At 53.6% G+C, this 15,751-nt stretch carries 14 protein-coding genes; 9 read left to right on the plus strand and 5 right to left on the minus strand.

The window, feature by feature from the left end; genetic code table 11:
- Nucleotides 1–166: 166 nt before the first annotated feature.
- Complete coding sequence (locus tag ACFQDL_RS31445; protein WP_379913766.1) at nt 167–919, minus strand: RES family NAD+ phosphorylase; 753 nt, start codon at nt 917–919, stop codon at nt 167–169.
- Nucleotides 916–1,272 carry an antitoxin Xre/MbcA/ParS toxin-binding domain-containing protein gene (locus tag ACFQDL_RS31450; RefSeq protein WP_379913768.1) on the minus strand — a complete coding sequence of 119 codons (357 nt, stop codon included), beginning with the start codon at nt 1,270–1,272 and terminating at the stop codon, nt 916–918. Before ACFQDL_RS31450 ends, ACFQDL_RS31445 begins: the two co-directional genes overlap by 4 nt.
- Before the next feature lie 456 nt (nt 1,273–1,728).
- On the opposite strand from ACFQDL_RS31450, the gene ACFQDL_RS31455 reads away from it, so the two are divergent.
- Nucleotides 1,729–2,016 carry a hypothetical protein gene (locus ACFQDL_RS31455; protein ID WP_379913770.1) on the plus strand — a complete coding sequence of 96 codons (288 nt, stop codon included), beginning with the start codon at nt 1,729–1,731 and terminating at the stop codon, nt 2,014–2,016.
- 405 nt (nt 2,017–2,421) lie between these two features.
- Here the strand turns inward: ACFQDL_RS31455 and ACFQDL_RS31460 are convergent, their stop codons facing one another.
- The 3 genes from ACFQDL_RS31460 to ACFQDL_RS31470 form a co-directional block, all read right to left on the minus strand.
- Nucleotides 2,422–2,712: a hypothetical protein gene (locus ACFQDL_RS31460; protein WP_379913772.1), complete on the minus strand. Its 291-nt coding sequence runs from the start codon at nt 2,710–2,712 to the stop codon at nt 2,422–2,424.
- 77 nt (nt 2,713–2,789) lie between these two features.
- A complete protein-coding gene (locus ACFQDL_RS31465; RefSeq protein ID WP_379913774.1) occupies nt 2,790–5,000 on the minus strand; it encodes a DNA topoisomerase III in 2,211 nt (736 codons plus the stop codon).
- Nucleotides 5,001–5,297: 297 nt separating this feature from the next.
- Entirely contained in the window at nt 5,298–5,960 is a 663-nt protein-coding gene (locus ACFQDL_RS31470; RefSeq protein ID WP_379913776.1) for a hypothetical protein, read from the minus strand.
- A gap of 164 nt (nt 5,961–6,124) precedes the next feature.
- Here ACFQDL_RS31470 and mobH point away from each other — a divergent pair, with 164 nt between their 5' ends.
- The 8 genes from mobH (at nt 6,125) to ACFQDL_RS31510 (ending at nt 15,749) form a co-directional block, all read left to right on the plus strand.
- A complete protein-coding gene (gene mobH, locus ACFQDL_RS31475) occupies nt 6,125–8,935 on the plus strand; it encodes a MobH family relaxase (RefSeq protein WP_379913778.1) in 2,811 nt (936 codons plus the stop codon).
- 127 nt (nt 8,936–9,062) lie between these two features.
- Entirely contained in the window at nt 9,063–10,955 is a 1,893-nt protein-coding gene (traD, locus tag ACFQDL_RS31480) for a conjugative transfer system coupling protein TraD (RefSeq protein ID WP_379913780.1), read from the plus strand.
- Nucleotides 10,956–11,010: 55 nt separating this feature from the next.
- Entirely contained in the window at nt 11,011–11,562 is a 552-nt protein-coding gene (locus tag ACFQDL_RS31485; protein WP_379913782.1) for a hypothetical protein, read from the plus strand.
- Entirely contained in the window at nt 11,519–12,148 is a 630-nt protein-coding gene (locus ACFQDL_RS31490) for an IncC plasmid conjugative DNA transfer DtrJ family protein (RefSeq protein WP_379913784.1), read from the plus strand. Before ACFQDL_RS31485 ends, ACFQDL_RS31490 begins: the two co-directional genes overlap by 44 nt.
- Before the next feature lie 442 nt (nt 12,149–12,590).
- Complete coding sequence (traL, locus tag ACFQDL_RS31495; protein WP_379913786.1) at nt 12,591–12,872, plus strand: type IV conjugative transfer system protein TraL; 282 nt, start codon at nt 12,591–12,593, stop codon at nt 12,870–12,872.
- Nucleotides 12,869–13,486, plus strand: a complete 618-nt coding sequence (locus ACFQDL_RS31500; protein ID WP_379913788.1) for a TraE/TraK family type IV conjugative transfer system protein — start codon at nt 12,869–12,871, stop codon at nt 13,484–13,486. The genes traL and ACFQDL_RS31500 overlap by 4 nt, the downstream gene beginning before the upstream one ends.
- Nucleotides 13,483–14,421 (plus strand): TraK domain-containing protein, encoded by a 939-nt coding sequence (locus tag ACFQDL_RS31505; RefSeq protein ID WP_379913790.1) that lies wholly within the window; start codon nt 13,483–13,485, stop codon nt 14,419–14,421. Before ACFQDL_RS31500 ends, ACFQDL_RS31505 begins: the two co-directional genes overlap by 4 nt.
- Nucleotides 14,418–15,749 (plus strand): TraB/VirB10 family protein, encoded by a 1,332-nt coding sequence (locus tag ACFQDL_RS31510; protein WP_379913792.1) that lies wholly within the window; start codon nt 14,418–14,420, stop codon nt 15,747–15,749. The genes ACFQDL_RS31505 and ACFQDL_RS31510 overlap by 4 nt, the downstream gene beginning before the upstream one ends.
- Nucleotides 15,750–15,751 lie beyond the last annotated feature (2 nt).

Here is a 15,751-nt window from a genome sequence, read left to right on the forward strand (position 1 = left end):
GCAAAAATCTCCAAGGCCATGGCTTCGACTTCCTCGTCGATAGGTACACTCGCCGTGGCGAACTGGGGGCGCTGAAGACACTGCCGGATGCGGTACCTAACGGCGTTGCTTCGGAAGGCCGGAAACACGTCTAAGCCGATACCGAGGTGGCGCCGCCTGTCGGGATTCAGACGGCGGGTCGGGGCAGCTGGCCGCTCACCAGCAGTGCGTCGAGTGCTATGTCCCGGTCGAAATCGGACTGCATGTGTGAGCCCGTTGTGAGGCTGACCAACGCTTCCGAGACGTAGACCGTGAAGTTGAACATCGGTCGGGGGAGGCCCGCTATCGCGAGTGGCTCCAGAATTGCTACATTCGTCTCAGGCGTGGCCGCGCGGGCAGACCAGTAGCGCAGCGCCTGGATGTCCCGCTCCCGGGCCCAGCTGCCGATCGCCTGCGTCAGGCTGTAATCGCTCGGGTGCCGCAAACGCTGCTGCGTTTCGTCGTCATCGAGACCTGCGAGATTAAGGCCCGCTGAGGCGTGGTAGTCGAACGCGAAAAGCATGTGTTGGGTCTTGAGGGACACCGGCGGCTGTTCCATGTCATGGTAGAAACTGAAACGGTAGAAGGCCACTTCCATCTGAAGCGCGGCGTAGGTCTCCGACGCATAAAGGATGCCGTGTTCATGCTTGCGACCAAACCGGCTGCCGTAGGGGAGCGGCGGATAGCGAAAGGGCGTCTTAAGCAGGTAGTGATAATCCTCGGTGTTCTCGGGATAAGGGGGCTTGGTCCCTTCCAGGATCTCTTCGAGCACCTCATGCTCTTCAAGCGAGCCGACAAGGGGGCGGGTCACCGAACGTTCCTGATCTTCGGCGTACCGGTACAACTCACCCTCCAGGGGCTCGATCACGGCCTGTAGCGAGTTCTCGATGGTGTCGATCATACCTTGCCCCGGTAGGCATCCAGGTACTCGACGACATGCACAAGTCCCTGCAGCGAGAACAGCAGCTCCCGGGGCGGGCGCCCGAATGTGCGGTTGCCGGTGCCCAGCCAGTGCTTGACACCGTCGTCACTCCCCATCAGCACGTGTGCCGACCGGTAGACGCGGATCAGCAGGACGGCCAACTGGCCAGCAGGACTCAGTGGGTCGATGCCGGTGCGCTGGATCGTTGTCCGGTCCCGACCGAGAATGCGGCCGAGCTCCTCATGCGTGAGGCCCAGCAGTGGACGTGTGTTGAGTACCGCGGTACCTAAGACCACGGCGGGATCAGGGCGATGGGCAGCTGCTAGAGACATAGCGCACCTCCTTTAGATGTGTTTATATGCACACTATATATTATTAGCAGTGTATTTGCACGACTTGAGAGGTGAATCAGCTTCAGCAGTGCTTGGCCTTGCGGGTGGCCAGTGCTGCCTGCAGTCCTCGCAAGTGCCAGTGCAGGGCTGCCGCCTGACAACATCGGGTTGGTGGCGGCCGCAACTGCTACGGCATCCTGGATAGTTTTGGCGGCGGGGTACTTCTCTAGCAACTCCTTGCTGGAACGCTCCGGTGATGGAAATCGACCGCAGAAGGCCGCCTCTGAGTGATGATCGCAAAATTATGCGCAATCATAAACTCATTATAAATCAAGTATTTATATGCGTATAATGCGTATAATGCGGATTCTGTTAAATGGAGACGCCCGGGGCTAGCAGGGCGGGCGCCGCGGTAACTTGTTAAAATGCCCAGATCGTTCAATCTTGGATCCCAATATGCTCAAGAAGCCGCTGTCGACCAAGCTGGTCAGCGAGTCCGTCCTCGAGGCCCTAGTCGACAGTGGTGCCATTCATACCGTCTACATCGTCGAAGACAATGCCGGCGACTTCCATGTCGTTACCAGGGCCGACAGCTACGAATATCAGATCCAGAAAAAACGCGGCGGGCTGAGATCATTCCGAGACCTCCGGCGTGCGGCGGAGCTGGTGCGCGTAATGGGCGTGTCGCGGATCCGTCTCCATCTGAACGAGCACAAGCCCACGGTCCGGAGCGTCACGGCATGACAAAAGGCGTGCGGGATATTCTGGCCGGCGGGGTGCGGCTGAAGGTCGGCTGCGGCGTTGGGGGCTGATTCGCGAGGGTTCATTGGTGAGAATTGATCGCCGGTATTTGAGCGGGGGCGCGCTTCGCTGATGCTGTATCGCCAGGAGCATTCTGGGGCGTGAGAGGCCGCAGCTGTGCGATCAAAGTGGGTAGAAGGGGTGTTCACCTCAGTTGAATCGGATTTTTGGCGTGCGCAGAGCTCAGGGCACCTCTGCCGGCAACGCCCGCCTGTGGTCCATGCGCCCCCGACTGCCTAGCGCCGGATAGGCGGCGAATGCAGAGTTCGGATAGGCTGTGACTTTTACCAGCCACAGCCCTCAAGCCCTCAAGCCCTCAAGCCCTCAAGCCCTCAAGCCCTCAAGCCATCAAGTGATCATTGGCTGTGCTGGCTTTATGCTCCACTGACGATTAGCACTACGGAGTTTATGTTTCCTAAAGAACCTCAAATAACCACGCTCTATCAGTTCATTCAGAAGCTCATTGAGCTCATTAATATCGAGGTTCACATTCTTGCGTACCTCATTTAAGTCCATTTCGTCTATAAGGCCGCCATTAGAATGGGACGTCAGTTTTGCGAGTAGTCGAAGCCCCTCCATAGACAGTCTTTCATCCATAAAGAGTTTATTCTCTACAATTGTTAGTTCTATCGTTGCCATTAATTATTACTCCTGGCTACTTGAAGGGGCACGATTCACTGGACGGATAAACATCGCCGAGGATGATTATGCATACCTCATTCCGTAGCTTGTTTACGCTTTGGCTTCACTGGCTTCGTACCCTTGCAGTCGGGATAGTTTGAGCACCCCCAGAACGATGAAGCTTTCTTTCCATCTTTCGGCTTTCCTTTGCGTTTGAGCATCGGTGAATCACACTCAGGGCACTTCGGGGCATTTTTAGGCGGGGTATTCGCCTTGTCTGGGTCAAGCGGTTTGCCACGGCTATCGCGGAAGGTTTTCTTGCAAGCATCATTCTGGCATCCCCAAAAGAACCCTTTAGATCCCCTGATACGCTTCATCATTCCACCGCAGGTAAAGCAATCGTGTACTGGCGGCTTGGCGCCAGAGAATGCCGTCGCGAGAGGGCCATTCTCTTGGGTCAGCCCAGTAGCATTACCCTTGAGCTGCTCCACTAGGGTGCAGATCCACTGGGAAATTTGCCTCATGAACAATGTCATGTTCCCGCTCCCGGTAGCAATCTTCTCCAGCTCCTGCTCCCAGGCGGCAGTCATGCCTGGTGACTTTATGGCCGGGGGCAGCACGGCTACAAGTGCATGGGCCTTCTCTGTTGCAGTCAGAAGCTTCTTCTGTCTTTTGAAGTAGCCCTTCTCGACGGCCCCCTGGATAATGCCTGCACGGGTTGCTGGCGTGCCCAGGCCCGCCGTGTCCTTCAGGATCTGTCGAAACTTCTGCTCCGTCACGAAGCGAGCAATATTCTCCATAGCCGATAACAACGATGCCTCAGTAAAGTGCGCCGGAGGGCGCGTCATCTTGTCCTCAAGGGTCGAACTTCTGATGAGGGCAGGCTCACCTTGGTTCATACTGGGCAGCGTATCCTGCTCAACTGCAGGCTCATCCTGCTCGTCGTCACCAACTGGAGAGCTTTCGTTGTCGGAGTTGAACAGTACCTTCCAGCCTTGTTTGACAGGCACCTTGCCGGTGGCCGTAAACAGGTGGTTGCCGCTCTTGACCTCGATATCTGTCCGGTTGAATTCGAAGGCGCTGTAAAACTGAGCGATGTAGAACCGCCGGATGGCGTCGTAGAGGTTGAACTCGACCTCAGACATGGCGCTGATGTTCGTCTTGGCTGGGGTCGGAACAATGGCGTGGTGCGCCGTGACCTTCTTATCGTTAAATGCTCGGGAAGTACGATTCGAATCTGCCCCGGCAACCAAACCTGAAACGCTCTGATCAGACAGGATAAGAGCCTGAAGGATGTCAGGAATCTCCTGTCGCTGGGATTCCGGCAAGTAGCGGCAGTCGGTACGAGGGTAGGTAGTCGCTTTGTGCGTTTCGTACAGTGACTGTGTAGCATCTAGCACCTGCTGCGCGGTGTATCCCCAGCGTTTGCTTGCATACTGCTGAAGTGAGGTCAGATCAAATGGTAAAGGCGCAGACTCTTTGCCTGCCTTGGTCTCGGACTTAGAGATGACAGCCTGCATACCTTTCACCTGGGCGGCGACTTGCTCGGCATAGGCTTTGTTGATGCAGCGGCCTTGGTCATCGCTGCACTCCTCGGGAGAGATCCAGTGCGCCTTGAATTGTCCGTTCTGAACAGAAACCCCAACAGTTAGCGTCCAGAAGGGGGAGGGCTTGAAGTTCTCAATCTCATTGTCGCGCTGGCAGACCAAGGCTACCGTGGGAGTGATAACCCGGCCCACATGGAGTGTCTGATCAAAGCCTACTTGCCTGGCCAGTACCGTGTAGAGGCGGCTGACATTCATGCCGATCAGCCAGTCCGCCCGCTGGCGAGCCAAGGCTGCGTAATAGAGAGGCATTGTGTCCTTGCCGTCTCGGATATTAGAGAGCGCCTTGCGAATGCTGGACTCATCGAGAGCAGTCAGGCAGATCCGCTTTACCGGCCCGGAGTACCTCACTCTATCCATCAGTGAACGGGCAATGGCTTCGCCTTCGCGGTCAAAGTCCGTCGCGATGAAGACTGTCGAAGCCTTCTTCAGTAGGCTTTCAATGACTCTGTACTGTTTGAACGAAGACTCGCGCACCTTTTGCTTCCACGACTCCGGAGCGATAGGCAAGGTGTCGAGAGACCATGATTTGTATCGCTCGTCATAATCTTCGGGCATGAACATTTCGAGAAGGTGTCCGTAGGCCCATGTGATTGTCCTGTTGTTACCATCGTGAAGACAGCCTTCGCCACGCTTGGTAACCCCCATGACGGCAGCCAGATCTTTCGCCTGAGACGGCTTCTCGCAAAGATAGAGTTCCATTACAACTCCCTTTTTTGTTGAGGCTCGATATCAAGCAATGGGATAGATGAGGTGGGCACTGTGCCGTTTAGGTCGGCCAAGTGCTTCGGCCAGGAGCGCTCGGGTGCGAGGAGAAACGACCAAGGATTAACTAGAGGAGCAATTTCTCCGTAGTCGCGAGCAAGGTTTTCAAGGATGCCACTGATGACGCAAAGGGCATCGTGCGGCGCCCCCGAGAACCGGCCTCTTCCAACATGATGAGCAAGGCGTCACACAGCTCAGATTTTCTGCTCAGCGCCTCCTCGCTAGACACTGGGGTTACTCGCTGAGCGCTTCGCATGGGTTCACCTGAGATTTCGGACGGATGCTGACGCGAACAATGTCACGTTGTGTTGGCGATACGCTTGAACCGGTGCAGAATCCCGTCCATGCGTCGAGATAGCCTGCATAATCATATGTCGGTATGTTGCAGGAGCCCTGGACTGGAACCGGGATGCTGTCGGCGCCACCACTTTTCGTTACGAACAGCCAGTCTGCCTCATCCATCCCTTTTCCGCCGTCGCAAAAGCGCTCCCAGCGGGATAGCTCGTAGAGGGAGTGGCCAGTACGCTCACGACGGGCATTCTTGTACGCGGTCTTGTCAGCTTGCTTTGCCTGATCGGCGACTTTCATGGCGTCGAATTGCCTCATGGCTTCGACAACGGTGTGAGGTTGATAAAGGCTTTCGGTACTCGCGTCCGGGATGGAGGCTTTCGTTCCGTTCGATTGGAGGGTGCCCTGGCCCAGTACATGAATGTATGCCGGTTGCCTGATAGCGGCCCCACCTCTGCCCATGTTGTCCCAAGAGAGCGTCAGGTCGCGGCTGACACGCTCGTGTTTGTTCTTTATCAGGGTTCTCTCAGGTTCTGGACTCTTCTCAGGAGGGCTTGAGCAACCGGCGATCAGAGCAGCGCCTATAAATAGGAAAGGTATGCGCGTCATTGGAAAGCTCCAGTTCAGTCAAAAAAGTCGCTGTAAGTTTACGGCGTCTTTTGTTGACCACAGGGGGCTCTATTTGCCCTTTTTGGACGGATACACGGTTTAGGGTGGAAGACAGAATCTGGGAGGATTAACCATCTTTACATAGATTGGTTGGTCGAATTTGAATGCTAAATGCCCTGAGTCGATTGTTTGCCAGGACTGCTCCGATAGAGCAGACCAAGCTTCAAGAGGTGGATAGCTATGAAGAGGAGATCCCACGCTATCCTCCTTTTGCTAAAGGCTTGCCTGTTGCCCCCGTCGATAAGGTTGTGGCAACGCAGGATGAGCTGGTGGAACGGATCCGGAACGCCCTTGGCTTTAACCGGGAGCAGCATAACGAGCTGATTCTCCCGGTCATCCAACGTTACGCAGAGTTTGTGCATCTGCTACCCGCCTCAGAAGCGCACCATCACAGAGGGGCGGGCGGATTATTCCGTCATGGGCTGGAGGTTGCCTTCTGGGCCGCCCAAGCGTCTGAGGCGGTCATTTTTTCAATGGAAGGCTCTCCCCGCGAGCGGAGAAACAATGAGCCCCGCTGGCGCCTGGCAAGCTGCTTCTCTGGCTTGTTGCATGACGTGGGAAAGCCACTGTCTGATGTCTCAGTAACTGACAAAGATGGCTCTGTCACTTGGAACCCTTATGCGAACACTCTGTATGGGTGGGCAACACACCACAAAGTAGAGCGGTATTTCTTGCGCTGGCGAGACAATCGTCACAAGCGGCATGAGCAGTTCTCCCTGCTGACAATCGAGCGAATTATTCCGCCCAACGTGCTCCAGTTTCTGTCAGAAGCTGGCCCTGAGATCCTGGAGGCCATGCTGGAGGCTATTGCCGGAACCAGTACCAATCAGCCGGTTACCAGGCTCATGCTCAAGGCGGACCAGGAGAGTGTCTCAAGAGACCTGAAACAAAGCCGTTTAGACGTGGACGAGTTCTCCTACGGAGTACCTGTCGAACGGTATGTGTTTGATGCTATCCGCCGTTTGGTCAAGACCGGGAAGTGGAAGGTAAATGAGCCAGGGGCGCGGGTTTGGCATGTTCATCAGGGCGTGTTTATCACTTGGCGGCAGCTGGGCGACCTTTACGAGATGATCACGAAGGACAAGATCCCTGGTATTCCCCGAGATCCGGACACGCTGGCGGACATTCTCATCGAGCGAGGATTTGCAATCCCGAATGCTGTCTCGGGCAGTAACGGCGAATCGGCACACTACCGATACTGGGAGGTATGTCCCGAAATGCTTCAGGAAGGTCGCCCTCCCGGCTCTGTAAAGCTGCTGGGTCTCCGTCTGGAGTCTCATGAGCTGGTATTCACCACCGAACCTCCAGCACCGGTAAAGGCGGTGATAGTCGGCGAGAGGGAAGAGCCTGCTATCGAATTCGAAGACATTGACGACAGCAGTGCTGGTACAGGCGGGGTGGACACAGAGGATGAACAGGCCGACGTGGCAAACAGTGCCGGTAACGACGACGGAGCCGATCCGGCTGAACCGAGTCGCGATCTGGCAGACGCCTATGACTTGGTAGCGAGCGTCCCCGAGATAGGCGCTGGTGGAGCGGCTCCCCTGGATGGGTTGATGACCGGGGACGGCGTGGACTTTCCATTTGAAGCATTTGGTATGGAGCAGCCAGCAGAGGAGCCGTTGCCAGAATCCGCACCAGACCAAAGCGATCACGCCGCTGTGACCGAGCCCCTAGATTGCGCAGAAGAAACACCTCCCGCTCCCCACGAAGGAAAGAGTGATGGCTGTGAGCTCGTATCTGCGCCAGCGCCAGAGGCCTCACCGCTCGCAGGTGTGGCATCAGCGCAACCAACTACCGCAGTTGCCGACCAGAGCAATATGTTCGGTGGTGCTGCCTCGCGTGAGCTGGACATCAGTAGCTTGTTCCCCGGCCAGAAGAAGAAAGGTAAGAAGAAAGGGGCTTTGGCAGAAGTGGGACATAGGGACGCTGCCTTAAGTGAAGATGTGCCCCATCGTTCCCCTGTTGGAGAACCCTCGCCTCTTTCCAAACAGCCCTCCGAGCCCAAGCCCTTAGAAGCTAAGGGAGTGAATCCTCCTGCTCCAGTAGCAGCGACTTCGGGATCAGACAAACCGTCAGCCAGAGACAAGCTCGCTACCAGGCTTAAGGCTCTTACCCCAGAATCCGAATCGCTCCTCAGCAAAGCTATTTTTCCCGTTTTGGATGGGGAGGCGCTTCTGGGAGAGGTGCTGTGCCTATTCCAAGGCCAGGCGGCGATTCTCTATCCGGAAGGGGCTGATTCTATAGGGGATTCGTCCAACGTACTTGCGCGTCTCTGGGATGATGGCTTGATTGCCGGTGATCCAGTTCTGCCAAGCCGAAAGATCCAGACATTCAAGGGGCTCAAGGGGCTTGTGCTAGCTCCCGAGATTTCCGGCCTTGTTACCGATGCGCTGAATGAGGCCGAAGGGAGTAGAGAAGGGCTTCAGAGCATGTTTGAGCGCGAACCACAGCGCAGCAAGAAGAATGCACCAAAGAAGCCAGAAAAAACCAAGGTTGCCACGACGAATCGACCAGCGCAGAACAAAGGAGATCGCGGTGCGCCCGAACCGCCGAGAAGGCGTCCAGAGAAAGCGGCAAGTCAGGAACCGGACAAGGTAGGTGATAAGGAACCGAAGCAGAATAGCACTCGCGCTCGACCTCCTGAGCAAGTCGTTGCTGAGCCCAAAACGAACCTGAAGGTTGGGGCCAAAAAAATGGTGGTCATCCCGGAAATCGAAGAGAGCGACTTGTTGCCGAAAGGCAAGGGGCGAATGACCGCCGACTTTGACGACATCAAGCCGGAACAGATAACACCCAAAGCAGCAATTGAGCTTTTGAAACAGATGATGATTAAGCGTGAAGGCAAGTGGATTGTCAGCGCGGTATCCAGGAGGGTGACTTTCTGGTCACCAGTGCCAAGTCATTTGATCTAATTGCTGGGGAATACCGAGAAATAAGCAGACGCTCTTTACGGGCATGCCTTATTCGCGGGCAGGGAGAACCTCCCATGGTATATAGACAGAGCAAGTTGTACCTGCTGGTCAAGGAGAACAGTCAAGCATGAAATATGATCCCCTCGATTATGAAATGCCATGGCGGCCGAACTATGAAATGCAGGCCGTGATGGGGTGGGTGGCGGCAAGCACCGCTGCTTTGGCCGTGAATCAATACAGCACCATGCCTCCAGAGCCTTTTTACTGGATGACAGGTATCTGTGGTGTGATGGTGATGGCACAACTGCCTAAGGCCATACGGCTGCATAATCTAAAGAAGCACCTTCGTGGCCGAGAACTGGAGTTTATATCCCTGAAGGAACTTCAGAAGATCATGAAGGGACACCCTGAAGAGATGTGGATTGGCACCGGGTTCGATTGGGAGAGCAGGCATACACAGCGCGTTTTTGAAATCATGAAGCGGGATTGGTCGAGCATTGTGAGTTTAGAAACGAACGGAGACAAGCTTGCCCGGATGGTTGAAAAGAGGGCTGGCAAGAAGATTGCCAGAAAATTAGGCATAAAGGAAAAAAGGGACCCGATGGGCGCGCCGTGGATTCATGGAGTCGAACCTAAAGAAAAGATTTTGATGCAGCCAATGAAACACACGGAAGGGCATACCCTGATTGCAGGCACTACCGGTGCCGGTAAAACCCGTATGTTTGACATCCTGATCTCGCAAGCGATTCTACGGGGCGAGTCGGTCATTATCATTGATCCGAAAGGCGATAAGGAGATGCGCGATAATGCGAGACGGGCTTGCGAGGCGATAGGTGAGCCTGAACGGTTTGTCTCTTTCCATCCGGCGTTCCCTGAAGAGTCCGTTCGGATTGACCCGTTGAGAAACTTCACTCGTGTGACCGAGATTGCGAGTCGGTTGGCCGCGCTGATACCCTCGGAAGCAGGTGCGGACCCGTTTAAGAGTTTCGCGTGGCAAGCTTTGAACAACATTGCCCAAGGGCTCGTTATGACCTACCAACGTCCGAATTTGACGTTACTACGTCGATTCTTGGAAGGTGGTGCGGCTGGACTGGTGATCAAGGCCGTAGAAGCCTATGCGGAGCAGGTAAAGCCTGATTGGGAGGCCGAATTTGAGCCGTACCGCGAGAAGGCGAAGAACGGCCACAAGGAAAAGATCGCCTTTGCCATGCTCCGTTTTTACTACGACTTCATTCAGCCGGAGCATCCCAGTTCCGAGCTGGAGGGACTCCTAAGCATGTACCAGCATGACGCTACCCACTTCTCAAAGATGGTGGCAAACCTGCTCCCCATCATGAATATGCTGACCTCCGGTGAGTTGGGCAAAATGCTTTCACCGGATCCTAGCGATCTCAATGACACCCGTGGCATCACTGACACGGCGAAGATTATCAATAACGGTCAGGTAGCCTATATCGGCCTGGATTCACTGACCGACAGTATGGTCGGTAGTGCCATCGGTTCGGTTCTTCTGTCAGACCTGACAGCTGTTGCCGGGGATCGCTATAACTTCGGCGTCAATAACCGGGTCGTCAACATCTTCGTGGACGAGGCCGCGGAGGTCATCAATGACCCATTCATTCAGCTCCTGAACAAAGGTCGCGGCGCGAAACTTCGTCTCTTCGTTGCAACGCAGACTTTTGCTGATTTCGCCGCTCGATTGGGTAGTAAAGACAAAGCAAGCCAAGTGCTCGGCAACATCAACAACACCTTTGCTCTTCGCATCGAGGATAAGGAGACCCAGGAGTACATCACCGATAAGTTACCCAAGACGCGGGTGAAGTATGTCATGCGGACGCAAGGCCAAAACACACATGGCGACGAACCGATAATGCACGGCGGTAATCAAGGTGAACGTCTTATGGAAGAAGAGGCGGATATGTTTTCTCCGCAGTTGCTGGGAATGCTTCCCAACCTCGAATTCATAGCCAAAATTTCTGGTGGGAAGCTGGTCAAGGGACGGCTGCCCATCTTGAGCTAGACAGGCGCCAGAACACATCAGTGGCTACCAGTTAGGAAGATATGAGGTGACGCAGATGACAATGCAGCATCCTTATGCTCGGGTGATGGTCGGTCTCAGGGCCAGAGGCAAAAAGAATATTGAGCTAATGACTCTTTTACAGTTTGATTGGCCCGTTTCTAGAATAGTGTTGGAGAAAATTAGCGACTACATATCTGATCAGATATATGCTGACGAGGAGCCGGTGATATATGAAATCATCGAGGGAGCGCTGATCAGATATAGCGAAGCTGTTCATTTCAGGAATGGTGGCAAGGTAGACGATACAGTTCGCTTTGGCATCTTCCTTGATGGTCTTATAACCGAAACCGCACGATGCATGGAAATCGAAATTCAGGATAGTACAGGTGCATCCTGGCATGTGGGAAGCGGAATTAGGTTTAGTGATTGGTATGCAAAGCACTCAAATTCAAGCGAGATTAGAATCCTACCGAAGCTACACGAGAACGAAAGCAGTTTGAGAACGGTTCTGTACGAGCTAATTACAAGTGAGCGGATCCGCAACATATTGAGGAGGGTCAATTATGAAGAAGCCGTTGTGGCTGGTCGTTTGGCTGCTGGTCATTGAGTTGGTTGTGATCTTGTTGCTGGTGCCAGGGGACTGGACGGACAAGGCTATCGAGAAAGAAAGTCGCTTCGTGGAGTCCAATCTTGGTTCGGGCGCTCGCTACTGGATCCGCAGAAAAGCCGATGATTGGTATCACCTGACGATGATCGACTCGGGCTTTTATGAAGGAATGTACTTTACGCTCATCCCTACGGAACACGAGCGGGCTAGATCCAGAGGAATGCAGAACATGGGATCCTGGTGGTTTCAGTGGGTAGAGGGGCGTATGGAGGCACTTGCCAATGTTGTGTACCAGTTCTTCACCCGTAGTGCGTTGTTCCTTTTATGGGCGCCGTACATGCTGATCTTACTGGCTCCGGCGTTGTATGACGGAGCGATGACCTGGAAAATAAAGCGGACAAACTTCGATTATGCTTCTCCAGTGATTCACCGCTACAGTATTCGGCTTACGACCTACCTGATTTTGGGGCTAGGGATAGCGTTCTTCGCACCCATAGCACTCAACCCGGTCATAATCCCGGTGGTCATGATGGTTTGCTGTGTTCTGATCGGTTTGACAATGGGCAATCTTCAAAAGCGCGTCTGATGCATGGGGGCTGTTGAAGGCCCCCAAATCTTTCACATGTGAAAGATTCCACCGCCACCAGAGTAGTTAATCCCTCAGACTTGGCGACGGAACGCGCCTCGTTTGAGCCCTGACCTGGTAACAAGCAGTGTCTCTAGCTGCACGGAGAGTTGTGTATGGAGCGAAAGGACAACGATGCGGTAGGAGTGGGTGAGATCGGAATCGTCTGGCGTGTGTTCTTCCTGGTTGGCTTGCTAGCGGGCATGGGAGTCTCTGGATTCAGCATTCTCGACCTGCTGAGCACATCTCAGTAGCTGTCAAGTTCTCACCAGTGTCCACGGTGCGGTCTCAGGCCGCATTTTTTTTGCTAGATGGCTGTAATTGCCCAAAAAGGGCGAGAGCACATGTCAGCCAACCTCCTTGGTTATCAGAAAATAACGCCAGAAACCGTAAGGGGAGGTTTATGAAGCCTGTAAGAATTCCACGGCGAGTTGACGAGCCACCACATCTTCTGATGTGGAGCGCGGACGAACTCGCTCCAATGTTGATAGGTCTCGTAGTTGGGGTGGTCCTCGGAAAAGCCTTCATTTGCACCGCCATTGGCCTTGTCGTCACGAACCTCTACCGAAAGTTCCGGGACAACCATCCGGACGGTTATTTGCTCCACATGTTGTACTGGACAGGCATACCCATCACGAAATCGAAGATATTCAAGAACCCATTTATTCGGAGGTACTTTCCATGAACCTCAAGACGTATTTGAAAACCTGGGAGGGTATCCAGAACGAGAATAGGTGGAGCAGAGTGTTTATCGCAGGGCTAGTGGCGATTGTACTGGTCCTGTCCACCTTGCTATTTAGCAAAAAAACCATTGTCACTATCCAACCTTTCACCCTTCATGATGAAGCCTGGGTTACTGCTGATGATGCTTCTGTTGGCTACAAGGAAGCTTGGGGATTTGCTTTAGCACAGCTGTTTGGAAACGTTACTCCGGCCAGCGTGGGTTTTATCAAAGATCGCATCGATAGATTACTGTCTCCGGCTATCTACAACGATGTGATCAACGTTTTAGAGGTGCAATCCCAGCAAATAATAAATGACAGAGTGAGTATCAGATTTGAGCCTAGGTTTGTTGAGTATGAGCAGAAAACAGGAAAGGTCTTTGTATACGGGTATTCATTCACCAAAGGTATGTCGAATGAGGCAGAAGTTCGCAATGACAGGACATACGAGTTCGAACTAGAGATTTCTAACTATGTGCCGGTGATTGAGTATATGGATACCTATGAAGGTCGTCCGCATACAACGGAGGTACTTGAGAGGTTGCAACGCAGAGAGGAGCGCCGGAGCACACAATGATGATCAAAAGAACAGTATTGGCTCTGGCGGTTACAGTGGCCACATCAGCGACAGCAAGCGCAGAAGATTCGATACCTGTTGTCCCGGCAAGCATAATGAAAAACGCCGCACACGAAGCTAGAAAAGTGGCAATAGAAGAAGATCAGAAAAGGCCACCTAGCTCCAGCTTTTCAGGTGCTCAAGTTTCGCAGGACTCTGTGTTGACCATGGTGCCAGGGGTTAATCAAATCATTCCAGTTGCTATCGGTCACCCTAATCGCATTGTAACGCCATTCGGTAACCCCGAAGTGTTGTCAACATCGCTTACCGGTGGTCAGCAAGAGGGCGAATGCGGCGAGGTGTGTATCAAGGATAACGTCGTATATGTGGCGACGGATAAAGAACACCCCGTCACTATGTTCATTACCGAGAAGGGTAGTGAAGCTCAGGCGCTGAGCTTGACCATGGTGCCACGAAAGATCCCACCCCGCGAAGTATTCCTGAAAATGGAAGGTCAGATCATGGCTGCAGGCCTGTATGCAAGCCCGAAAGCAAAGCGGTGGGAGCAAAGTCAGCCCTATGTCGAGACCATTCGATCCGTTTTCCGGAAGCTGGCGTTGGGAGAAATACCCCAAGGATACACCATGACCGAGATACCCAATAATGTCGCGCCGCCCAGCTGCGAGCCTCCAGGCATACAGGTGACATTTAAAGGCGGGCAGATGCTGATGGGGCATAGCCTCTCAGTGTTTGTCGGTATTGCGGAGAACGTTTCTGGTGATGCTCGTGAGTTCCAAGAAGCAACCTGCGGAAACTGGGATGTGGCAGCCGTCACTACATGGCCGTTGAAAGTGCTGGAGCCAGGTCAGAAAACGGAAGTTTATGTGGCTCGTAAGCAAATCAGAAGTAAAGCACCGACTTCCAAGCGCCCATCATTGTTGGGAGGTATGAAATGATTCAAGGATTTTGGGAGAACCTTAGCCCTAAATCGAAAAGGATTGTCGCCGTTGGATTGGGTGTTGTGGTCATTATCTCCATCGTTTCGATGTTCTCGGGGCAAGAAACGAAGGAGCGGAAAACATCTAGGGAAGAGAGCATCCGGCATATTCTCACCGATACAAATACTCGTGAGGTCGGTATTGATGCGCTCTCTGCCGACCTGAAGCTGGTGGCCAGGGAAAATGAAACACTTAAACGGGATCTTGAGAGGTTCAAGGACGAAGTTGCTCGTAACACGGGGGCTGCCTTTCAAAATGACGCTCTCAGTCGTGATGTGGCGAGAATGCAGGAAGAGCTAAAGAAGCTGAAAGAGCAAAACCGAGAGCTATCTCAGAAGATAAAGAGCGGAGCCTCCATTTCAAGTCAGGATGGTGATACTAGCAATAACGGACGGCAAGGTGGAGCGGACAGTGATCGCGTAAATGGTGTAAATCGGGTGAATGAAGCGGATCTATCCTATTCCAATCCAGAGGATCTCTTCAAAAATGCGCCCGTCCCTGCCGTTGACGAGGAGGCTGATCAAGACGGCAGAACAAAACGAGGGCAACCATCTAAACCAAAGAGCTTGGTGATCACCAGCTATTCATCGTCTAGCGAAGAGTCGGATGAAGACGCTGATGTGGTAACCGAGCAAGATGACATTTACATGCCCGCAGGATCCATCATAACAGGAGTGCTGATTACCGGTATGGATGCGCCGACGGCACAAGGAGCTCGACAGGATCCATTCCCGGCCACTTTGCGAATTCAGAAAGAAGCCATTCTCCCCAATCGGTTCCGTGCAGATATTCGAGAGTGTTTCCTCATTGTTTCCGGATATGGTGACTTGAGCTCAGAGAGGGCCTACCTGCGCGGTGAAACACTGTCTTGCGTGAAGGACAACGGCGAAGTCATCGAAGCGCCGTTCGACTCCTATGCCGTAGGTGAAGATGGCAAGGCCGGTGTACGTGGCCGTCTTGTATCTAAACAGGGCCAGATAATCGCCAAATCGTTAATGGCTGGTTTCCTCAGTGGTGCTGCGGAAGCGTTCGATGTTGACGCTGTACCGACGCTCAACCTCGATAACACCGGGCAGACACAGTTCCAGAAAACAGAGTTCTCTAACACGTTGGCCCAAGGCGCGGCAGCAAAGGGGGCGAGTAGCGCATTGGATCGTATCGCTCAGTTCTACATCCAGATGGCGGAGGGGATCTTCCCGGTAATTGAAATTGATGCTGGGCGCCAAGTCGAAATCATAGTGACCAAGGGCTCCTCACTGCGGGTTCGGGGCTCAAAAGCCGAATAAAA

It is taken from the genome of Marinobacterium aestuariivivens (assembly GCF_042661465.1).
In the GTDB taxonomy this organism is placed as follows: Bacteria; Pseudomonadota; Gammaproteobacteria; order Pseudomonadales; family Balneatricaceae; genus Marinobacterium_A; species Marinobacterium_A aestuariivivens.

Bases quoted from the DNA above. Each gene is read 5' to 3' on its own strand.
- traD (WP_379913780.1), top strand. From the start codon at position 9,063: ATGAAATATGATCCCCTCGATTATGAAATGCCATGGCGGCCGAACTAT.
- ACFQDL_RS31490 (WP_379913784.1), top strand. From the start codon at position 11,519: ATGAAGAAGCCGTTGTGGCTGGTCGTTTGGCTGCTGGTCATTGAGTTG.
- ACFQDL_RS31485 (WP_379913782.1), top strand. From the start codon at position 11,011: ATGACAATGCAGCATCCTTATGCTCGGGTGATGGTCGGTCTCAGGGCC.
- ACFQDL_RS31500 (WP_379913788.1), top strand. From the start codon at position 12,869: ATGAACCTCAAGACGTATTTGAAAACCTGGGAGGGTATCCAGAACGAG.
- ACFQDL_RS31465 (WP_379913774.1), bottom strand. From the start codon at position 5,000: ATGGAACTCTATCTTTGCGAGAAGCCGTCTCAGGCGAAAGATCTGGCT.
- mobH (WP_379913778.1), top strand. From the start codon at position 6,125: ATGCTAAATGCCCTGAGTCGATTGTTTGCCAGGACTGCTCCGATAGAG.
- ACFQDL_RS31470 (WP_379913776.1), bottom strand. From the start codon at position 5,960: ATGACGCGCATACCTTTCCTATTTATAGGCGCTGCTCTGATCGCCGGT.
- ACFQDL_RS31505 (WP_379913790.1), top strand. From the start codon at position 13,483: ATGATGATCAAAAGAACAGTATTGGCTCTGGCGGTTACAGTGGCCACA.
- ACFQDL_RS31445 (WP_379913766.1), bottom strand. From the start codon at position 919: ATGATCGACACCATCGAGAACTCGCTACAGGCCGTGATCGAGCCCCTG.
- ACFQDL_RS31455 (WP_379913770.1), top strand. From the start codon at position 1,729: ATGCTCAAGAAGCCGCTGTCGACCAAGCTGGTCAGCGAGTCCGTCCTC.
- ACFQDL_RS31510 (WP_379913792.1), top strand. From the start codon at position 14,418: ATGATTCAAGGATTTTGGGAGAACCTTAGCCCTAAATCGAAAAGGATT.
- traL (WP_379913786.1), top strand. From the start codon at position 12,591: ATGAAGCCTGTAAGAATTCCACGGCGAGTTGACGAGCCACCACATCTT.
- ACFQDL_RS31450 (WP_379913768.1), bottom strand. From the start codon at position 1,272: ATGTCTCTAGCAGCTGCCCATCGCCCTGATCCCGCCGTGGTCTTAGGT.
- ACFQDL_RS31460 (WP_379913772.1), bottom strand. From the start codon at position 2,712: ATGGCAACGATAGAACTAACAATTGTAGAGAATAAACTCTTTATGGAT.